This is a genomic window from Marinomonas sp. G8-14, assembly GCF_055808935.1.
Map to the genome: position 1 here is coordinate 2250133 of NZ_CM147891.1, position 19873 is coordinate 2270005.

General features: G+C 44.5%; 19 protein-coding genes and 1 pseudogene. 2 read left to right on the plus strand and 18 right to left on the minus strand.

From position 1 onward, the window contains the following. Positions 1 to 6: 6 nt before the first annotated feature. The 18 genes from AC0L6V_RS11610 to bioB form a co-directional block, all read right to left on the minus strand. Positions 7 to 309: an STAS domain-containing protein gene (locus tag AC0L6V_RS11610; RefSeq protein WP_265218554.1), complete on the minus strand. Its 303-nt coding sequence runs from the start codon at positions 307 to 309 to the stop codon at positions 7 to 9. A gap of 30 nt (positions 310 to 339) precedes the next feature. After that, positions 340 to 2232 carry a hypothetical protein gene (locus tag AC0L6V_RS11615; RefSeq protein WP_265218553.1) on the minus strand — a complete coding sequence of 631 codons (1893 nt, stop codon included), beginning with the start codon at positions 2230 to 2232 and terminating at the stop codon, positions 340 to 342. A 15-nt stretch (positions 2233 to 2247) separates the two neighbouring features. After that, entirely contained in the window at positions 2248 to 4125 is a 1878-nt protein-coding gene (locus tag AC0L6V_RS11620) for a hypothetical protein (RefSeq protein ID WP_265218552.1), read from the minus strand. 53 nt (positions 4126 to 4178) lie between these two features. Further along, entirely contained in the window at positions 4179 to 4610 is a 432-nt protein-coding gene (gene fliJ, locus AC0L6V_RS11625) for a flagellar export protein FliJ (protein ID WP_265218551.1), read from the minus strand. 132 nt (positions 4611 to 4742) lie between these two features. Beyond that, positions 4743 to 6074 (minus strand): flagellar protein export ATPase FliI, encoded by a 1332-nt coding sequence (fliI, locus tag AC0L6V_RS11630; RefSeq protein ID WP_265218550.1) that lies wholly within the window; start codon positions 6072 to 6074, stop codon positions 4743 to 4745. 5 nt (positions 6075 to 6079) lie between these two features. Beyond that, positions 6080 to 6880, minus strand: coding sequence for a FliH/SctL family protein (locus AC0L6V_RS11635; protein ID WP_265218549.1), 801 nt, complete (start codon positions 6878 to 6880; stop codon positions 6080 to 6082). Positions 6881 to 6887: 7 nt separating this feature from the next. Then, a complete protein-coding gene (gene fliG / locus AC0L6V_RS11640; RefSeq protein WP_265218548.1) occupies positions 6888 to 7898 on the minus strand; it encodes a flagellar motor switch protein FliG in 1011 nt (336 codons plus the stop codon). Further along, positions 7895 to 9571, minus strand: coding sequence for a flagellar basal-body MS-ring/collar protein FliF (fliF, locus tag AC0L6V_RS11645; RefSeq protein WP_265218547.1), 1677 nt, complete (start codon positions 9569 to 9571; stop codon positions 7895 to 7897). Before fliF ends, fliG begins: the two co-directional genes overlap by 4 nt. Positions 9572 to 9598: 27 nt before the next feature. Beyond that, a complete protein-coding gene (fliE, locus tag AC0L6V_RS11650) occupies positions 9599 to 9961 on the minus strand; it encodes a flagellar hook-basal body complex protein FliE (protein WP_111639189.1) in 363 nt (120 codons plus the stop codon). Between the two features lie 89 nt (positions 9962 to 10050). Continuing rightward, positions 10051 to 11397 (minus strand): sigma-54-dependent transcriptional regulator, encoded by a 1347-nt coding sequence (locus tag AC0L6V_RS11655; RefSeq protein ID WP_265218546.1) that lies wholly within the window; start codon positions 11395 to 11397, stop codon positions 10051 to 10053. A 65-nt stretch (positions 11398 to 11462) separates the two neighbouring features. Further along, on the minus strand, positions 11463 to 11792 hold the full coding sequence (locus tag AC0L6V_RS11660) for an ATP-binding protein (protein WP_418139049.1): 330 nt from the start codon (positions 11790 to 11792) through the stop codon (positions 11463 to 11465). Then, positions 11752 to 12555 carry a histidine kinase dimerization/phospho-acceptor domain-containing protein gene (locus AC0L6V_RS11665; RefSeq protein ID WP_418139050.1) on the minus strand — a complete coding sequence of 268 codons (804 nt, stop codon included), beginning with the start codon at positions 12553 to 12555 and terminating at the stop codon, positions 11752 to 11754. Before AC0L6V_RS11665 ends, AC0L6V_RS11660 begins: the two co-directional genes overlap by 41 nt. Further along, a complete protein-coding gene (locus AC0L6V_RS11670; RefSeq protein WP_265218543.1) occupies positions 12555 to 13025 on the minus strand; it encodes a helix-turn-helix domain-containing protein in 471 nt (156 codons plus the stop codon). The genes AC0L6V_RS11665 and AC0L6V_RS11670 overlap by 1 nt, the downstream gene beginning before the upstream one ends. A gap of 91 nt (positions 13026 to 13116) precedes the next feature. Then, positions 13117 to 13794, minus strand: a complete 678-nt coding sequence (bioD, locus tag AC0L6V_RS11675) for a dethiobiotin synthase (RefSeq protein WP_265218541.1) — start codon at positions 13792 to 13794, stop codon at positions 13117 to 13119. Between the two features lie 3 nt (positions 13795 to 13797). Next, a complete protein-coding gene (gene bioC, locus AC0L6V_RS11680; RefSeq protein ID WP_111605409.1) occupies positions 13798 to 14616 on the minus strand; it encodes a malonyl-ACP O-methyltransferase BioC in 819 nt (272 codons plus the stop codon). Continuing rightward, complete coding sequence (locus AC0L6V_RS11685) at positions 14600 to 15403, minus strand: alpha/beta fold hydrolase (protein WP_265218539.1); 804 nt, start codon at positions 15401 to 15403, stop codon at positions 14600 to 14602. The genes bioC and AC0L6V_RS11685 overlap by 17 nt, the downstream gene beginning before the upstream one ends. Before the next feature lie 39 nt (positions 15404 to 15442). Further along, complete coding sequence (bioF, locus tag AC0L6V_RS11690) at positions 15443 to 16627, minus strand: 8-amino-7-oxononanoate synthase (RefSeq protein ID WP_265218538.1); 1185 nt, start codon at positions 16625 to 16627, stop codon at positions 15443 to 15445. After that, a complete protein-coding gene (gene bioB / locus AC0L6V_RS11695; protein ID WP_265219390.1) occupies positions 16611 to 17666 on the minus strand; it encodes a biotin synthase BioB in 1056 nt (351 codons plus the stop codon). The genes bioF and bioB overlap by 17 nt, the downstream gene beginning before the upstream one ends. Before the next feature lie 341 nt (positions 17667 to 18007). Between bioB and AC0L6V_RS11700 the strand changes: the two genes are divergently transcribed. Continuing rightward, a complete protein-coding gene (locus AC0L6V_RS11700) occupies positions 18008 to 18490 on the plus strand; it encodes a ComF family protein (RefSeq protein WP_265218537.1) in 483 nt (160 codons plus the stop codon). A gap of 140 nt (positions 18491 to 18630) precedes the next feature. Further along, positions 18631 to 19853 (plus strand): annotated as a pseudogene (bioA, locus tag AC0L6V_RS11705) (adenosylmethionine--8-amino-7-oxononanoate transaminase). Positions 19854 to 19873: the final 20 nt, after the last annotated feature.

Below are 19873 nucleotides of genomic sequence, written 5' to 3' on the forward strand. Positions count from 1 at the left end.
ACAACACTACTCGGTAATATTAAAAAGGCGATGAAAGTTTGCAATTTTAAGAATATCAATCACCGCGCCATTGGCATAAAGCAAACGAACTTGAGCCTTATCCCCACCAGCATGATCTCTTAGTAACAACAACATACCAAGGGCAGAACTGTCTAAGTAGACCACATCTGCTAAATTTACATCATAAGATGTGGCTGTAGTGACGCTCGCAAAGGCTTCCTTGAACATTTTATGGCAGCTGTAATCAAATCGACCATCAATCTTAATGGTCAAGCACCCTGTTTTTTTATCAAAAAAACTTTCAACCACAGCCTACTCCTTAAGTAAGAGTGGAAGATATTACAAGCCATTCCACTCATCATTAGATTTTTTTGTTGATGTATCTTCATCATCAATGGATACATCAGGCGGCATTTTCGCCATTACAACATGAATGCGCTCAATCATCTCAGAAACAGATTCTCTGGCTCTCTCTAAACGAGCTATGCCTACGCTTCGATCTGACTCCAGCAGAGACAAAGTTGAGGCAGCCATAGACTTCATACCTTCAATTTGCTCTTGAACCTGACTAATATCGTGCTCTATATCTACAGCAAAGCGACGACGAACTGCTTCGCTTTCACCTTCCGTTGCAGCAAGACTATTTAATACTCCTGCACGCACTTCATTTAGATAACGATCAACCTCGCCTAACAGAAACACATCGGATGATAGGTCTTTCTCAACTAACGCTAGACGCTGCAAGACCAATTCATAACCCAATATAAAAGAGTCTCTAACTTGCCCCGAAAGCCAAGCAATAGTATTCAGCTCAACCTTCACACCTTCAAGAGAGGAGGAATCCACCGAAACTAGCTCTTTCACTGATACTTCATTGTGATCTGTTTCTTCGTCAATTAGGGATGCTATTTGTTGTAATTTAGTAATTTTTTCAACGGAATGTGTTCGCACTGTGGCGGCATTAAGGAGATCGAACAGTGACGTCACTTTTTGACGCATCGTCTCCAAAGAGATCGCAAAACCTGCATAAGGAGACTCTTGGCGCAATACGCGAATAGGCGCATCCCATACATCTTGCTCAAGTAATTTCAAACTGTGGTGCAAGATATCCAGTTCTGCGGTGTCTGATTTTGAGCGAATAGCAATAAAACGTTGCAAGTCTTCCACCTCAACCGCGCTATCAGATACAAAAGAAACAACGCTTAACCAGTACACGCCACCTTGTAAGTTTAACTTTAATGCCACATCAGACAATAAAATCGAATCCGTAATACGTTCTCCTGTCGGATCATCTAAACCAGCATCGATACCAAACAAAGACTCAAACACCGCTGTATTGCGGAACCACAGTCGCTCAGCTCCTGCGCTTAACCAAGCAATATCTCCCTGTTGGTTGGTGACCAAAAACGGTTCATCAACTTCGGCCAATGCTTTTTCGATTAAGTTGAGATTGTCACTTTTTTGCTTGATATCGAAATCTCGTGATGCCAATTCGTTATCCACCAAATGGCTTAAATCGGTAAATTCATCAACCACATTACGGGAAGGAAACACGGAAGCATGCCCGCGCTTTCGATGATCAACCACGTAATGCAAAGCAGAAAAACCAGAACGCAACTGACGGCCAAATCGAATAGACAATGCTAAAATAGACATGGCAAGCACAGAGAAGAGCACAACATGCATCCAAATTAACTGATCAGCAAACACCCGACGCTCATACTCAACATCAACACGAACTTGTAGCAAGCCATCACTGATTTCCTCTAAGGTTTCAAAAGCACGATAAATCTCACTCCGCTCTTCATTCGTCAAAGAAGACGTGTTTAACTCTCTTTGCGATAACGTATCTAATAACGCAAGAGATGACGCAATATCCGCTCCAAGCGTAGACTCAAAACGCTTAAGATTAAGCTCAATCAACTTATATTCGCTGACCAACATCTGATGCAAATAGCTAGGAGAGTACAAAGAATCATTATTAGAGTCATGAGTTTGGCGGTCTTCAACTAATAGCCATTGCAGCCAATGCTCCTCTGCGCTATGCACCAACCCTAATAATTCACCTAGCCTTCCTTGCTGGACATTCTGTCGTTCTACATTGCCATTCACCAGAAAATACATGCCAGCAAAAGTCGATAGCAACACAAACAACACAATAACAACGCCTTTCTGCAAACCACTAATCAGTTCTTTTCGTGGCGCACCAAACGGTAAATGTCGTGTATTCATAATCTATAATCACTTTTAAACTAATGATAAAGAAGCTGATAAGCCAGCAACAAAAGACAAAAAATTCTTTTTATCAATCATCACCGCATCCTCTTGTAAGGACATCAAATGACGTTTCTCATCGCTACAACAAAACAGTTCCAAAAACGAAGCAAACTCTCGAACATAATGAGCATTGGGCAATGAAGCCCCCCAGTCACAAAACTCAAAAGGCAACACAATGGACTCCCCCATACCGCCAAGGATCATGGAGAAACCTCCTTTCCCACCTGCCGACCCGCCCCCATCACTTACAAAATCTCTCGAGAGCACTTTATCAAAACAATGACCTTCATGAATAATAAAAGATTTCCAACTGAATTTATCATTATCAATATAAACAGCAGAAAAAGGCGGCTGATACGGCAATATCGCCAATACCAACTCCGCGTCTACCCAAAACATCCTGCCACAGACCTTACCAAAATAATAACCATTCTTAGAAAAGCCCAGTGATTTATCTTTTCCAGACCCAATCGATGTGGTAGGCAGACGATCCGAACGGAACAACCAAGGCTCTATCAGCGGACGATTCACTCGACTAAGCCAAACATTTTTTACCCAAGCTCGTGGTGTTGACATAATAGAACACACACCTTCTACATCACGTATCGCAGTATAAGGTACGGCAAAGTATTGTCCTCCTTGCCTAACCACCAAGACTTGATCAATGCACTGAGGCAATAAACAAAATGCGACATCAACAGAAGTCAATAAACATGCCGTCAACACCACCTCAGCCTCAATACCAGCGGTCACACGAAACAATAACAATGCCTCATGACGACGTAACTGGTGCTCAGTAACCGCATAAGTGCCAAGGCATTCTTCACGATCAAATACAAAACACCCGAAGCTGGTATCGAGTTCGTACAAAAAACATGATAAAAAATCACGCCCTAATCGACTTAGATAGGCCATTTCTGAATACCTCTGCTCTGGTAAACAGGACCCGATATAAAAGATTCCACCATGGCGTAACGGAAAGTATTTGGCATTATCATCAAGTTTAAACTGGGAGCAGTCATGCGGAATAGGCACCAAACGATCCGGTGACTCAAAAATACAATCGTCAGATGCGAATAGTCTGTTAAAAGGCTGATAAAATAGACGCTCAAATGTCTTTTCATACTCACCCAATAACCGATAACGGGCATCCCGCCGCATTGATGAATGTTGAAAAATCGGCAAAAAACTTAATTCGCATAAAGTTCTTAAAGACATATCCTCATTAACTGACGCTACTTGCCATTGTAATTGAGGGTATTTCATCTGAAGCCATTCCAGCGACTGCGCACTGACTAACCTAAATAGGCCATTTACGTTTCCATCGTTGACCGTATCCAAATCAAAAGAAACCTGCCCTACACGAGCAAGATCCATTAAATAGGCATCCACGCTAATAGATTCAGATTGACTAGCACCTAGTCGAGCCAGATAATTCACGTAACTAGGCAAAACTGTTTCTTTATTGAGAACGGACACGACTTCCTGCCAGCAGGAACGCTCAATGGACAATAAATAATACAGTTGCTCTGAACGCCCCCCACCTAACTGACATGCAATCGCCACCTGAACAAGCGCGTCAGCCGAAGAGAAGAAAGCCTTATGGTAACGCGATACATACGGCGAACCTGAAACTAAAAGATGCTCAATTGCAGAAATAAAAGAAGAAAGTCGGTGGTGATAGTCTGCATAAGAAATACTAACCTGAGTATTTTTTTGAAAAGACAAAAGCGCTAAATGAAGCGCTTCTAAACCTTGCTCAGGAGAATGGGCATAGTTGTACAACGCCTTTTCTATTTCCGAAATCGGCAAAGACAAATCGATGATTCCATTATCCTGTCGCGCCATATTTTACTCTAGCAATAGACTAAGCGGTTATGTAAATAAGGTTTGAACATTCGTTACATAGAGTCCAAAAAACGCCGCATGGCAAATTCGTCACTTTGACGTTGTTCTTGTTTTGCCTCAACAGCCAACTCTACTTTGTGGCTTTTTTCTTTTAACCAATCCATACTTTTTGTTTTAGTACGAGTTTGCAACCAACGACGCATACTCATATCCGCTTGCTGCTCCGCTCGACCTACGGCAGCTTCTTGTTGAACTATGGCCTGCTGAACACGGTCAACGAAATGCTGATAATTTGTCGTCAGGTATGGACTCAACCCAAGGAGGTTACGTTCTGACTCATATTGCCCAGCGTAATCTTTTAACTCATTCAATTTTTTAAGATCATGCTGCACTTTTGCTTTATCACGAGCAAGCTGCTGGGCAGCGACATCCTCTTTGCGTTTAGCAAGATCAACCAAAATTTGCATCCTACGGGATTTCTTCATTCCCTCCCCCTGTATAGAGATCGTTGAGCAAGTGATAAACGTAACCAAAGCAAGTAGACAAGGATGATTTCAGTGATTACAAAAGAATACTTGTTAATAAAAAGAATGGTAGACGTTTTTATAAGTGTTCGTCTACTGCCCTTTTGTCATCGCAGCGACTAACGCACCCAGACTCTGATCAATGGTAAAACTTTCTGTTAGAGACTGCTGTAAAAAAAGACGAATTTCAGGCATTTGTATAATCGCTTGATCCAAGTCTGGATCACTGCCTCTGGCATACGCTCCTACGGAAATAAGATCCTGATTTTGCTGGAACTTAGAATAAAGCTGCTTCACCCTCATAGCACCGTACAAATGATCTTGGCTAACGATATGAGGCATGGCTCGAGAGATCGACGCCTCAATATCGATAGCAGGATAATGACCTTCTTCTGCCAGACGCCTAGACAACACTATGTGACCATCCAAAATAGCCCTAGAAGCATCTGCAATAGGGTCTTGTTGATCATCTCCCTCCGTTAGAACGGTATAAAATGCCGTCACTGAACCACCACCTTCGCAGCCATTACCAGCACGTTCTACCAGCTGAGGCAATTTAGAAAATACGGAAGGTGGATAACCTTTTGTCGCAGGTGGCTCCCCAACGGATAAGGCTATTTCTCGCTGCGCTTGGGCATATCGCGTCAAAGAATCCATCAATAACAACACATTCTTACCTTGATCTCGATAATATTCCGCAATACGGGTAGCTAACATAGCAGCACGCAATCGCATAAGAGCTGAATCATCCGCTGGAGAAGCCACGACTACAGAACGAGCCAACCCCTCTTCACCAAGAATCTGATCAATAAACTCTTTAACTTCTCGTCCCCGCTCCCCTATGAGACCAACAACGGTAATGTCTGCTTCGGTAAATTTTGTCATCATACCAAGCAACATACTCTTACCGACGCCACTGCCTGCAAACAGACCTAACCTTTGTCCTTTACCTACAGTGAGCAAGCTATTAATAGCTTTAATACCAACATCTAAAGGTTCACTGATTGGCTTACGTTGCAATGGATTAATAACAGTGCCATGCAGTGTCACAGAATCTTTGGTTTTAATAGGCCCTTTACCATCTAGTGGCTTGCCTAATCCATTCACAACGCGACCTAATAACTCATCCCCCACTGGCATTCTACTGTCCCCAAGCAAAGGACGAACTCGTGCCCCGGGCGATATCCCTTCAATGGCTTCTGTCGGCATTAGGTAAGTCAGGTCACCGGTAAAGCCAACCACTTCTGATTCGACCCAGCGATCTTTTCGAACTTGAACAGAACAACGATCGCCTAAAGCAACCACACAGCCTACCGCCTCCATGGTCAAGCCAACCATACGGGTAACCTTCCCTTCAAGCTGCGGAGGTAACGCGGACACAGACACACTACTGAGTTTACTAAGACGTTCGGTAAGGGTTGGCATGACAACTAGCTATCAAGTAATGAAAGGTGACGAAGTTCTTCCCAAACGGCTTCTAGCCTTTGTTCAAGCCGTCCATCAATATGAAAAGATTTAGAGTCAATGACAAAGCTGCCACTAACAAGAGAGTCATCGGCTTCGACTTGCAAGGTGAGTCTACTTTTCACGCCTAGTTCTTCTAGAACCACAATATCATTTGAGTGCAATCTCAGCCGTACACGGCCTTCATATTCACCAATTTCATCAAACACTCGGGTCAACTGCTCTTTTAAAACCTTATGCCCTTCTTGCTGCATTTTTGCAAGGCAAACGTTTTCAACTATTCTCGCCATAGAATGATATAAGACATCTTCAACAGCGGTACGACTTTCCTCTAAAGGCGATGTAATTTCTTTTACAATATTCGCTAATAACGCTTCAATAGACTCTAATTGCGCTTCGGCTACTTCTCGAGCCTGAGCCTTTCCCTCTTCAATACCTAAAAGCCGGCCTTCCTCATGACCTTTTTCAAAGCCATCGACTTCCCCTTTCGCAAATCCATCAGAATGGCCTTTTTTATGACCTTCTTCTTCCCCTTGGATAAAACCTTCATCATAAGCCGCACTGCGAATTTCTTCTAACTGCGAAGCCGTAAGAGGCTCATACACCAAAGAATCCTGATCCACTTCCTCCGTGGTCACCATGGTGTCTTTTTGAATAAGAATAGCAGGACCAGAATGCTCACGCGGCGCGTTATTCTCTAAATGGGGAAGCTCCCAGCGCTCATAAGCTGTCAGCTTACGCTCACTTTTTTCCTGTTTATCAGACATAACCTAACTAAACCATCTGCTCACCGCCGCCACCGAGGACTATCTCCCCGTTCTCAGCAAGGCGTCTGGCCACGGCCAATATTTCTTTTTGAGCCACTTCCACTTCACTGACCCGTACAGGACCTTTTGCTTCTAAATCATCCCTCAACATATCGGCCGCACGAGATGACATGTTCTTAAAGATTTTATCTTGCATGTCTGGATCAGCCCCTTTAAGCGCTAAAATCAGGGTTTCAGACTCTACCTCTCGCAGAATTACTTGAATACCGCGGTCATCCACGTCTAATAAGTTATCAAAGACGAACATCAAATCCTGAATAGTATTCGCCAAATCTTCATCCACATCACGAATAGACTCCATGAGTTCAGATTCTACCGAGCTATCGATAAAGTTCATAATATTGGCAGCGGTGCGGACACCACCAATAGTGGTTGACTGTGTAGAATTATTTCCGGAGAACTGGCGTTCCAGTATATTGTTTAACTCTTGCAAAGCAGCGGGCTGCACTGTTTCCAAAGCCGCCACACGTAACACTATGTCTAAACGAACTCGCTCATCAAAATTGGCAAGGATATCAGCCGCTTGATCAGGGTCTAAATAAGAAATAACAATTGCCTGAATTTGCGGATGCTCATAACGAATAACATCCGCAACAGCTCGCGATTCCATCCATTTGAGGGTATCCAAACCCGTCGTATTACCACCAAGCAAAATTCGATCAATCAAACTGCCCGCTTTCTCTTCACCCAACGCCTCGCGAAGCATATTTCGAATGTACCCATCCGCTCCCAAACCTAACCCCGTTTGGTCTCCCACTAACACCAGAAAATCATCCAAGACTTTTTCAACCTGATGGCGCTGGATATTGGAGAGCTGCGCCATCGTTTGACCAATCTTCTGGACTTCTTTTGGCCCCATATGCTTCAAAATTTGCGCAGCGTCCGACTCCCCCAGCGACATCAGAAGTACGGCTGCCTTTTGAACGGAACTTAACTCTGCGCCTTGGTTTTCACTCATTTACTTTCCATTACCCATTGTTTAACCACTTGAGCCACACGCTCTGGCTCTTCTGCTATCAAACCACGAATCGCATTTAACTGGCGATCAATTTTCTCAGGAGAGCCGGGCACCAATATATCTTCTGCACTAACAAGAGAGACTTGATCATCTGAAATCTCATCCGTCTCATCAGAAAAAATAGCCGCTTCAGTGTCTTCGGTAACCGCAATCTTATTTTGGTCGCTAAGGGCTTTCAAGATTGGACGAACCACGACCAACAGCAATACAAGCACAAATATACCAACCAAAGTAGGCTGAATTAAACTCAAGAACCACGCCTGCTGATAAAACGGCAACTCAATCTCTGGTTCCTCTGGGTCAGGCAGAGCAAAGGGAGAATTAATAACACTCACACTGTCGCCCCGAGAGGGATCGTAACCAACGGCATCACGCACTAATAACGTTAAACGCCCAAGTTCATCATCGCTCCACGGCGTTCTCACAACCGCAGACGTATCAGGGTTCAGGCTGACCAAATCATCCACGACAACCGCCACTGACAGCCGTCTCACCATACCTTGCTGACGTTTTGTATAACTAATACTTCTATCAAGCTCAAAATTACGTGTGGTTTCTTCGCGAGATTGCCTGTTTGTCCCAGTGGAATTTCCACCTATCGGTGCGCCGTTTTCATCAACGGCTTCAGGAACAGAGACAGCACCAGGAGGCTGATTAGTCAATGCGCCTGGAATACCTCCCGTATTTGCACCTGCACCGCGATTTTCTCTTAATGTTTGTTCACTACGCAGGGCCAAAAGGTCTGGGTTGTACTGCTCATCTGTCTTTTCTACTGCCGTAAAATCAACATCAGCCGACACTTCTGCTTTAAAACGTCCTTGACCAATCACTGGACCAAGAATGTTGTTCACCCGTTGCAATAGGACATCTTCTACTTTTCGAGCGTAATCAAACTGCTTACCCGCCACAGACAACTCAGAATCCGTATCTTTTTCCGTCAATAACGTGCCACGTTGATCAACAACGGTGACATCCTTATCGCTTAACTGGGAAATACTCGACGCCACCAAATTCACTATCGCTTCCACTTGGCTGCGATCTAAACGTCGTCCAGGGTAAAGCTCTAGAAAAACCGATGCGGAAGGCTTACGCGTATCGCGCACAAATACCGACTCTTTTGGAATCGCCAAATGTACACGAGCACTTTTGATACTCTGCAGGCTAGAGATAGTACGACTCAATTCACCTTCTAAACCTCGTCTGTAACGGGTCGTTTCGACAAATTGTGAGGTACCAAGTCCTTGCTCTTGATCCATTATTTCCATACCGACAATGTTATCGGAAACAATACCTGAACCGGCGAGTTTTAGTCGCGCCTGATGGTAGTAATCGGCCTCAACAAGCAAAGCACCTGTATTCTGATCTAGTTTGAAAGGAATGTTGTTAACACTGAGAATTTCGACGATCTGATCGGCATTATAATCAGTAATGCTGCTTAAAACAGGCTTATAGTCTGGTCCGTTACTCCATAAAACCGCCGCCAAGCCAATTGCGATAGATGCAGCTAAACCGACCATTAATGCCAGCTGACGTATAACGGTCAGCTTGTTAAAGCCGGTAACTAACTCTAAGTAGAGCTTTTGCTCCGATTGTTCTGCAGGGACATTATCCATTAAAAAGCGCCAAGCGGTTTATTACGCCTAAATAGGCATATTCATGATTTTTTCATACGCGTCTACAAGTTTATTACGCACCTGAGTCATTGCTTCAAATGACACACTCGATTTTTGTAGACCAATCATAACTTGAGGTAAATCAACCCCTTCGTCACCGCGCTCATAAGATTGGGCTAATTGTGTAGATTCTTTTTGCAAAGCGTTTACATTGTTAACGGCATTTTTCAGCATTTCTGCGAAATCGGCTCGCTCAACTGTTTGTCCGCTTCCCTCTTCACCGCCCACCTTGGCAATGTTAGACACAGGAGAACTAGGCGCCTGAACCTGCGACCGCATATCCCTCATTTGGGACAACACCTGATTAATGTCTGGTCGACCAGAAATCATGTTATTCACCTAAAAAATCACATTTATATAACTTAACATAACGCTAATACACAGCTTAGCATAAAGCGAATGAAAACAAGACACAAAAATCAATCGACATCTATACCGCTTTCACGCATTTTGGCGATTTTATAGCGTAAAGTTCTAGGGCTGATTCCTAATTTATCTGCCACAACTTTACGTTTTCCATGCGCATCAAGCAAGGCTTGGGCAATGATACGAAACTCATGTTGTTGCACACCTTTTCCAAGAATAGAGGCCGCACTGTCTTCTTCTACCTCCGACACACTCATCGCTGGTGCCAAACTCATCATATCAAAAGCAATGTGATCTTCATTAATTTGTGCATTTGGGCTTAAGATCAAGGCTCGTTGAATAACATTATCCAATTCTCGAACATTACCAGGCCAAGGATGCGCTTCTAATTTACTTTGGGCTGACGGCTTTAAGATCGCACCGTTAATTCGCATTTTAGCCGCATGCTTGGCCAGCAAATGCTGTGCTATCGGTAAAATATCACCTTTACGCTCGCGAATCGGTAACCAACGCAGTGGAAACACATTCAAACGATAGTACAAATCTTCCCTAAATCCCCCTTCGCGAACATACTCCGCCAAATCACGGTTTGTCGTGGCAATGATTCTTACATCTAAAGGAATCGATTTTTTCCCACCAAGACGCTCAACCTCCTGCTCTTGTAAAACCCGCAACAGTTTCGCTTGTAATCCCACATCCATTTCAGTGATTTCATCTAGCAATAAAGTACCGCCATTGGCTTGTTCGAACTTACCCGCCTGAGAGGAAACCGCCCCCGTATAAGCCCCTTTTTCGTAACCAAAAAGAATCGCCTCCAGCATATTCTCGGGGATAGCAGCGCAGTTAATAGCAACGAAAGGTGCATTAGGACGGTTAGAATGCTGATGAATATAATGCGCGAGCACTTCTTTACCTGTCCCACTTTCACCGCAAATTAAAACAGTTGAATCGGTAACAGCGACACGTTTAGCCAATTCTAACAAGGCAATACTTGCCGGATCTTTCGCAATGGGCCTAGGCGTTGATGATGTCGCCACTTTTACTGTGTACTTCGCAATAGCATTAAGTAGCTCTTCCTCTTGAAATGGCTTTAACAGATAGTCTACTGCACCATCGCGCATCGCCTCCACGGCATGAGCAATATCACCATATGCCGTCATCAACATAATGGGCAATTCTGGGTAAGCGTCAATAACGTGGCGTAATAATCCGTAACCATCCATTCCAGGTAAATTAATATCTGAGACGACCATATCAAATGTATTATGCTTGAGGGCTATAATCGCCTCTTCCGCACTGTACACCATTTTACACTGATAGCTTGCCAGCATGAGCGTGTCTTCCAGCGCCTCAGCAAGCCCTTTGTCATCTTCTACTATCAATAACTTAACATCAGACATTTCATACCCTTACAAGAGGAAGCGTCAAACTGGCTGTCGTGCCAGCACCCTCTATACTGTCTATTTCAAATTTCCCATGATGAGGCTCTTGCGATGGCTTTCACAACCATCAACCCCAACCCTGTCCCATGCTGTTTCGTGGTGACAAAGCCTTCTTGCACATGCTCTAAATGCGCTTTTGACATACCGATACCACGATCTTTAAAGGTCAGTGTCACATAGCCTTCATGATGATGCCAATGCAATCGCACCAAATCCCCTTCTGACTGAGCATCAATCGCATTGTTCAATAAATTAAGCAGCGCCCCTAATAATGTTTCTTTATTGCATTGAATACAATCTGTCACCAAAAAGTCACAACCTTCCGCTTCGAGACGCATGTTTTTGAGGCTCACAAATTTCTTCGCAATGCTGGATCAGCTCCTTAATAAAGTCATCAACAGCTACCGTTTCATCTAACTTTATTTCACTGCGTGAAAAGATCAACATGTCCCGAATTTGTTTTTCAATATTCGCCAATCTATCCGCCAGTTTATTCGCAAAAGTTTGGCGCATAACAGGAGGAAGATCCGGCTTTTGTAAATGGCCAGCGTACAAGGTTGCTGAAGAGAGTGGTGTTCTAATTTGATGAGCTAACGCAGCAACCATTTTGCCCATATTAGACAATCTTTCATGGTGGCTCAGCTTCTTCTGCAACAAATACGCTTCCGTCAAATCAACCAGAATCACCAACTGCCCTGGTACATTCCCCAATGAAGCGGTCTCCACACGAACACGACGCCCTGTCACCATACTCACATCATGACCATCGTCTTTTTGCGGACGAAAGCTCATTGGAACAATGGTTCCCCAAGCTTTACCAACCAAAGGGAGATTGAACAATCGGTCTGCGACAGGGTTCGCCATGACCACCATGCCATCTTCGTTTAGTAATAAAACGCCAACCGGCATCGATTCAAACAGCTGCTGAAACTGCAATACAAGAATACGGTTCTTATCCTGCTCTTGGCGCTTATCCTGCTCTGACCTTTCCAGTTGTTCGTACAACCGGACCACTTCCTGTTGAAGATCTAGATAAGACTTAGCCAACACATCTGAAGACTCGGAAAACGCTTTAAACGCGGCTTTTAATTCCGCAATTTCTTCATCCTTTGTCACTAAAACTCCGATTTATCAATATTATAGCGACGCATTTTTTCAATAAGAGTGGTGCGTTGTATTTGAAGATTTTGAGCCGCTTTAGACACCACTCCTTGAGTGGACACCAAAGCTTGACGAATCAGCAATGCCTCTAGATGACGAACATGTAAATTCAAATTCACCCCTGAGGCCTGAGGAAACGTATGCAACTGTTTAATTTCTTTTAAAACAGACGACAACGTTTTTGACCGCCAAGGTAAAGGGCAAAACCAGACATTATAATCCCCCTCAACCTCCATAGATTCATTCAAAGAAATCACGGGTACCATTTCATCCAATTCAAAAGACGATATTGCCTTTCCTAATACGACAAAATCAGGTAAGTGAAACGCTGTCAACGACGTACTGTGTTCAATACCAATAAAGGTTAAGATACTGGAAACACTCGAAATTTCTTCGTCATCTAAACCACATAACCAAGCCTTCACACCATCACCTCAACCCCAAAGAATGCACTTATGATAATGTGTTTTCATCACCCATTTACAAGTTGCATCGCAAATTCTTACCATGAAAATTTTATAATTTTGACAGCATTTCATCAAACGCTTGCTGCGAATCAAGTGGATTCTCGTACCAAGATAACACCCCTAATAAAGGCGCCGATAACATACTGGTAAGGCTAGCAAGATTCTCTTCAAAACCAGGCATTTTTTCTTTACCAGAGTTTGCAACCCAACCAGCCAAAGACAACCCATCACGGACAATTGCTTCCGCAGTCAAAATAGCATGATTCAAACAACCAAGCTTCATATTAACAACCAGAATGACAGGAAAACGCAACGACTTAGCCAGATCGGACAAAAACTCCCTATCATTTAAAGGCACTCTCCAACCACCCGCTCCCTCAATCAAAGCAAAATCATGGGGAGTCAGCAATGTACCTTTTATAAACCCCTCTAATCGAGAAGCCGTTACCAGCCGCCCCTCTTTCATCGCTGCAATATGAGGTGCAATCGCAGCCTCTAACACCACAGGATTTATTTGCTCATAAGACAAATTAACACTACTCGCCTGCTGCATCAGCAATGCATCACTATTTCGCAAGCGATCTTCGACAAACTCAGCCCCGGCTGCAATCGGCTTTAATCCTATTGACTTAAGGCCAGCCCGTTTTGCCGCCTCCAGCAACCCCACCGTGACATAAGTCTTACCTGCATCGGTATCAATACCCGTTACAAAAAAACGCTTTTTCACTCACTACTCCTGAATTCTAATAGGCCGATGCGCCACAACAAACGAGACTTGATAACTCAGTGGGATACCAAACTCACGACGCTGCTTTTCATATTCGCGCAAAAATGCTTTCCACTTACTGGGTGAGACAGAGGCATTAGCAGCCTCTGCAATCAGACTTGCCCCCACTTTTTTTAACGAATAAACCGCCGCCTCTGGTGAATCAAACCACATTAAAATATCAGATAACGGAGAAGACAAAAGGTTCAACCCTGACGCTTTAACACACGCTACAAGCGCATCTGATGACATATAGTCATGAATATGCTTTTTATCATCTAGGCCACACCAAGCTTTAGTAATCTCTGGCATAGAACCTTGCGAAAGTGTTGAGAAAACCACATAGCCACCAGGCTTTACGACACGATAAAGCTCTGCAAACAGATCCACGGGGCTAAGGCACCACTGAATAGCCAGACTCGAAAAAACCAAGTCACAAGACTGATCCTGAAGTGGCAATCGCTCAGCGTCCGCACAAACGTAATGGATATTTGACAAAGAGGTCGCGCCCTCTCTCGCAACAGCCAACATCTGTGGTGCCAGATCAAGCGCTATCGTGCATTTAGGCGTTAATTGCTCTGATAAAGCCGCCAACGCCTGACCGGTTCCCGTACCAAGATCCAATACGACATCCGCCTGACTGAGAGGCAACATGGCCAAAAGTCGATTGAGAACAATTTTTTGAAAATCCGCATAAGAATCATAAGATTGCGAAGCACGATCAAAACGCTTAGCCAATTGCCGCTTATAGCTAAGCGTCGATATATCAGGGGTTATTAGCATCGATAAAGTTTTCTATATGACGTACACACGCCTCTTCATCTTCAAGAAAAGACTGATGCGCACAATTGGACAGTACAACACAGTGCTGCAAAGGGTTTACATCAGCTTGTTGTTCAAATGACTTGCTCGAAACCAACACATCCTTACCACCAAGTATGTGTAAATTAGGACGATCTAAAAGCGACCACTCACGGCGCACATCAAGCCCTTTTAGCAACCGAAGACCACCAATTAAAGCCGGTCGGCTCAAGGTTTTCACGGGTAAAAATGCCTGTAGTTGTTTCACCAAAGCCCGTTCATTATCGGCGCCCTTGGCTTGCAACATCACAAAACGCTTTAGACCCTCTTCCGGTGATTGTTCAACCAAGCTTGCAAAGGTATCGAAGTCCTCGACAGACATCGCATTTTCCCAGCCCTCTCGCTTAATAAAACTCGGCGAAGACGACAAGGTAATCAAACCCACCACACAACTAGAGCGACGAGCAGCGACATAGGCAGATACCATGCCACCTAAAGACCAACCAATCCACCACGACTCTTTTGGTGCGACATCAATTAATTGCTCAGATAACGCATCAATATCGTAATTAGGGCCAATGCGGGAGCGAGAAATCCACTGCTCGTCCAGCGAAATACCAGGTAAATTAGCAACAACAACATAAAAACGCTGACTTAGACGTAAAGCAAACGAACGCATTACTTCTTTCGGCATAGCCCAACCAGATACCATAAAAATAGCTTGATTAGACGCGTCTCCAAACGCCTCTGTTTCAATACGTGCTCGCATGCTGCCCCTCTGTTACTTTGGATTTAAACGTCTTGCATTTCAAAGTGTCGCGGTTAACACTTTTTCGAGTGAGTCACATAATAACACTAAATCACTATCAGAGTGGGCGGCGCTTAAGGTAATTCGTAAACGCGCACGACCAGCTGGCACAGTCGGCGGGCGAATCGCCGTACACCAAACCCCAAGTGCTTTTAACTGCTCGCTAATATCAAGCGCGGTTTTACTGTCGCCCACAATAATTGGCTGAATGGCCGTATTGGAAGGCATTAATTCAACTGGAAGCGACTGAATCCTTTGATGAAAATACTCAATATGTCGAGCTAACCTCTCGCGCCTATCCTGACCTTCTGCTGACTGAATAATCTGCAACGACGCCAACGTCGCACTCGCAATGGCTGGCGACATCGATGTGGTATACACATAAGGCCGAGCAAACTGCGTCAAATACTCCGCATAATCATGAGACGTCGCCACGAACGCGCCAGCGGTGCCAAACGCTTTACCAAAGGTACCCACCAAGATAGGTAGACTATTGGCATTCAAACCCGACAGAGATAAACAACCTTTACCCTGTTCCCCCAGGCAGCCCAAGCCATGAGCATCATCCACCATAAACATCCATTCATGCTTACGCGCTAATCTAGACAGTTCAAGCAACGGCGCTATATCGCCATCCATACTAAATACACCGTCTGTGACCAATAGACCTGGCATGGCAGATTTTGCCAATAGCCTTTCCGCGCTCACCACATCGCCATGCAAATAACGACGCAGCGAGGCCTGCGCCAACATCGCACCGTCAATCAAAGAAGCATGATTGAGCTTATCTTGTAATACTGGACGGTTTTTATCCGCCAGCGCCGATATCACGCCTAGGTTCGCCATATACCCCGTACTAAACAGCATCACTCGATCGTAACCCAGCCAATCCGCTAAGGCGTCTTCAAGCGCTTGATGAGGCGCTAAATGCCCACACACCAAATGCGATGACCCACCACCAACACCATACTTTAGCGCACCAAGATGCAAAGCCTGAATAACATCAGGATGATCTGCCAATCCAAGATAGTCGTTAGAACAAAAAGCAGTATAAGCTTGGTTATTAATACAAGTATGGGGCGTTTGTGCACTGTCCAGCGTCATAGTACGACGCATCAGATTGTGTTGGCGACGCTCCGCAAGCGCTGCCAACACCCAATCCGGTGTATTAAACACTGGCTTCATAAAACAGCTTGGACTCTTCTTGCTTCACAACTTGTGCTGCAATGGCTTCTACAACCGCCTCATCAGAATGAGCCTCACGTTTCTCAGGGTTGATCCCTAAAGTGGCAAACAAAGCCATATCTTTATCGGCTTCTGGGTTACCTGTCGTTAGCAATTTCTCGCCATAAAAAATGGAATTTGCCCCTGCCATGAAGCACAAGGCTTGGGTCTGTTCATTCATTCCTTGACGGCCTGCTGACAAGCGCACATGGGACTTTGGCATCAAAATACGCGCCACCGCGATGGTGCGAATAAACTCGAAAGTGTCCAAATCCTCAACGTTTTCTAACGGTGTTCCCTCTACCTTGACCAGCATATTAATTGGCACACTTTCAGGATGCGGAGACATTTGAGAAAGTTGACGCAACAAACCGACACGATCTTTTTGCTCTTCCCCCATGCCCATAATACCACCACAGCAAAGCTTAATGCCGGAGTCACGGACACGAGATAAAGTATCAAGACGGTCTTGATAAGTTCGTGTGGTGATTATGCTATCGTAAAACTCAGCCGACGTGTCTAAGTTGTGGTTGTAGTAGTCAAGCCCTACTTCCGACAAACGCTTGGCCTGATCATCGTTTAACGACCCTAAAGTAACGCAGGACTCTAACCCTAACGATTTAACACCTTTGATCATTTCAAGCACATATGGAAAGTCTTTTTCTGATGGATGCTTCCACGCCGCTCCCATGCAAAAACGGCTTGCGCCTTTTTCTTTTGCCAACGCGGCTTCTTCAAGCACCTTTTGCACTTCCATTAACTTTTCTTTTTCAAGCTCTGTATTGTAATGACCGCTTTGTGGGCAATATTTACAATCTTCCGGACAAGCGCCAGTTTTAATAGACAACAGCGTACTGACTTGCACTTCGTTAGGCGCAAAGTTTTCTCTATGGATCGTCTGAGCACGAAACATCAAATCCATAAAAGGCAAATCAAATAAGGCTTTTATTTCAGCATGAGTCCAGTCAAAACGCAGTGCACTGATATTACTGGCAGACATATTCGCTACAGACACATTTGTAGACGTACTTAAAGACATAGTATCCTCGATCCATAAAAAGTAATGGAGCAATACTAATGGACTGGAAAAAACTGTCAACCGAAAAAATAACAGAGGTTTACTGCAGTATATTTTTAAATCAGTGCTATCTTTGTAACACAAAATGTAAAAATACCGTATGCCAAGCCTGCCAAGAAGGCTTCCCACTCAACGCAATTCACTGCCACCGCTGCAAACGACCCACTCACCACACCAACATTCTATGTGGAAGCTGCCAAACTGCTTCTCCAACATACCAACAGTGCATCGCACCTTATCGCTTCGAGGGGATTATAAAAGCATTGATTCATAGCATTAAGTTTCATCAAGGAACCCACTACGTTCGACCTCTCACCTATTTGCTAAGTAAGCATCTTATTAAGTCATATGCAGCCGAAAGCTGGCCAGATCAAATCCTCTATGTACCCAGCCATCCAAGTCGAATTAAAGAGCGTGGATTTTGCCAAACAAACACGATGGCCAACCAGTTAGCAAAAAATCTCAAACAGCACCTAGGAAAAAAATGCCCCATCATCCCAAAAAACAATCCACTAAAAAAAGTAAAAAACACCCAAGCTCAACATTCGCTTAGTCGCAAAGAGCGCTTAACAAGCCCTCAAAGCAGCTATGAGATTGACGCCCCTATCAGTGGGCATGTCGCACTATTCGATGATGTCATGACGACGGGAAGTACAATAGAAAACTGCACCACATTATTATTAAAAGCAGGGGCAGAGCGCGTTGATGTCTGGGTTATCGCTCGAACACCCGACAAAACACATTAAGCCGCCACCACTATGACAATCTAGCCATCCGACCTAGCTTTGCTTTAGTATGCGCAGAACAAAGCAAGGTGGACCTTATGAAAACAGATCAAGAATACTTGGATTTAGACAAACAACTTCTCTGGCATCCGTACACATCCATGAGCAACCCCAGCCCACACTTTTTGGTCAAAAAGGCGGTCGGCTGTGAAATTACACTGAGTGATGGACGTACATTAATTGATGGCATGTCATCTTGGTGGAGTGTTATTCACGGCTACAATCATCCTAGAATCAACACAGCTATTCAGCAACAACTGACACAACTCTCCCACGTCATGTTCGGTGGACTCACTCACAAGCCCGCTATTGACCTTGCCGAAACACTCATTGCCATCAGTCCTAGCGATCTACAACGGGTTTTCTTCTCTGATTCAGGTTCAGTTTCCGTTGAAGTGGCACTAAAAATGGCCATCCAATACTGGAATGCTCAAGGAAAACCAAGCAAACAATTTTTTGTCACGCCAAAAAGTGGCTACCATGGAGACACGTTTGCCGCCATGTCCGTCTGCGACCCTGATAATGGTATGCACCATTTATTCAGTGGTGCACTGACACAACAGTTCTTTATCTCTGCCCCCCACCGGACTAGAAACCCCTGTCAAACCAGAATATTTACACGAAATAAGAGCCATGTTTGAAGCAAACCACAATCAGCTAGCAGGCTTCATCATCGAGTTCCCGTCGTGCAAAATGCCAGGGGAATGCGCTTCTATAATCCAGAATATCTAAACCACATACGCGCTCTGTGTGACGAATTCGACATCCTTCTAATATTTGATGAAATCGCAACAGGATTTGGCAGAACAGGAAAACTTTTCGCCACAAATCACACCAGCATTTGCCCAGATATCATGTGCGTCGGTAAAGCGCTAACGGGGGGTATATGACGTTAGCAGCCACCCTAACAAACGACAAAGTTGCCCTGGGTATCAGCGAAAATGACGGCGTCTTTATGCACGGCCCGACCTTCATGGGTAATCCTCTCGCCTGCTCCGCTGCGAATGCCAGCCTCTCCCTGCTGATGAGATACAATATTCCAGAAAAGATCACTCAACTCGAAAACTGGATGAAGACCGCTCTTGCCCCTTGCGCAAAGCTTGAACAAGTTGAAGAGGTGCGGTGCTTTGGCGGCATTGGCGTTGTTGAATTGAAAAACTCAGTTAACTTACACAAAATACAACCAAAATTCGTCGAACTTGGTGTATGGATACGGCCTTTTGGCAAACTCATCTACCTAATGCCGCCTTATGTTATTAGCCAGCAACAAGTGCAAACATTGGCTAAAGCCATCTACCAAGTAGTAAATGAAGAACCTTGCTAAACCACCGGACCAGAAGGTTA

Coding starts and splice junctions, on each gene's coding strand:
- AC0L6V_RS11615 (WP_265218553.1), bottom strand. CDS start 2,232: ATGAATACACGACATTTACCGTTTGGTGCGCCACGAAAAGAACTGATT.
- AC0L6V_RS11620 (WP_265218552.1), bottom strand. CDS start 4,125: ATGGCGCGACAGGATAATGGAATCATCGATTTGTCTTTGCCGATTTCG.
- fliJ (WP_265218551.1), bottom strand. CDS start 4,610: ATGAAGAAATCCCGTAGGATGCAAATTTTGGTTGATCTTGCTAAACGC.
- fliI (WP_265218550.1), bottom strand. CDS start 6,074: ATGCCAACCCTTACCGAACGTCTTAGTAAACTCAGTAGTGTGTCTGTG.
- AC0L6V_RS11635 (WP_265218549.1), bottom strand. CDS start 6,880: ATGTCTGATAAACAGGAAAAAAGTGAGCGTAAGCTGACAGCTTATGAG.
- fliG (WP_265218548.1), bottom strand. CDS start 7,898: ATGAGTGAAAACCAAGGCGCAGAGTTAAGTTCCGTTCAAAAGGCAGCC.
- fliF (WP_265218547.1), bottom strand. CDS start 9,571: ATGGATAATGTCCCTGCAGAACAATCGGAGCAAAAGCTCTACTTAGAG.
- fliE (WP_111639189.1), bottom strand. CDS start 9,961: ATGATTTCTGGTCGACCAGACATTAATCAGGTGTTGTCCCAAATGAGG.
- AC0L6V_RS11655 (WP_265218546.1), bottom strand. CDS start 11,397: ATGTCTGATGTTAAGTTATTGATAGTAGAAGATGACAAAGGGCTTGCT.
- bioC (WP_111605409.1), bottom strand. CDS start 14,616: ATGCTAATAACCCCTGATATATCGACGCTTAGCTATAAGCGGCAATTG.
- AC0L6V_RS11685 (WP_265218539.1), bottom strand. CDS start 15,403: ATGCGAGCACGTATTGAAACAGAGGCGTTTGGAGACGCGTCTAATCAA.
- bioF (WP_265218538.1), bottom strand. CDS start 16,627: ATGAAGCCAGTGTTTAATACACCGGATTGGGTGTTGGCAGCGCTTGCG.
- bioB (WP_265219390.1), bottom strand. CDS start 17,666: ATGTCTGCCAGTAATATCAGTGCACTGCGTTTTGACTGGACTCATGCT.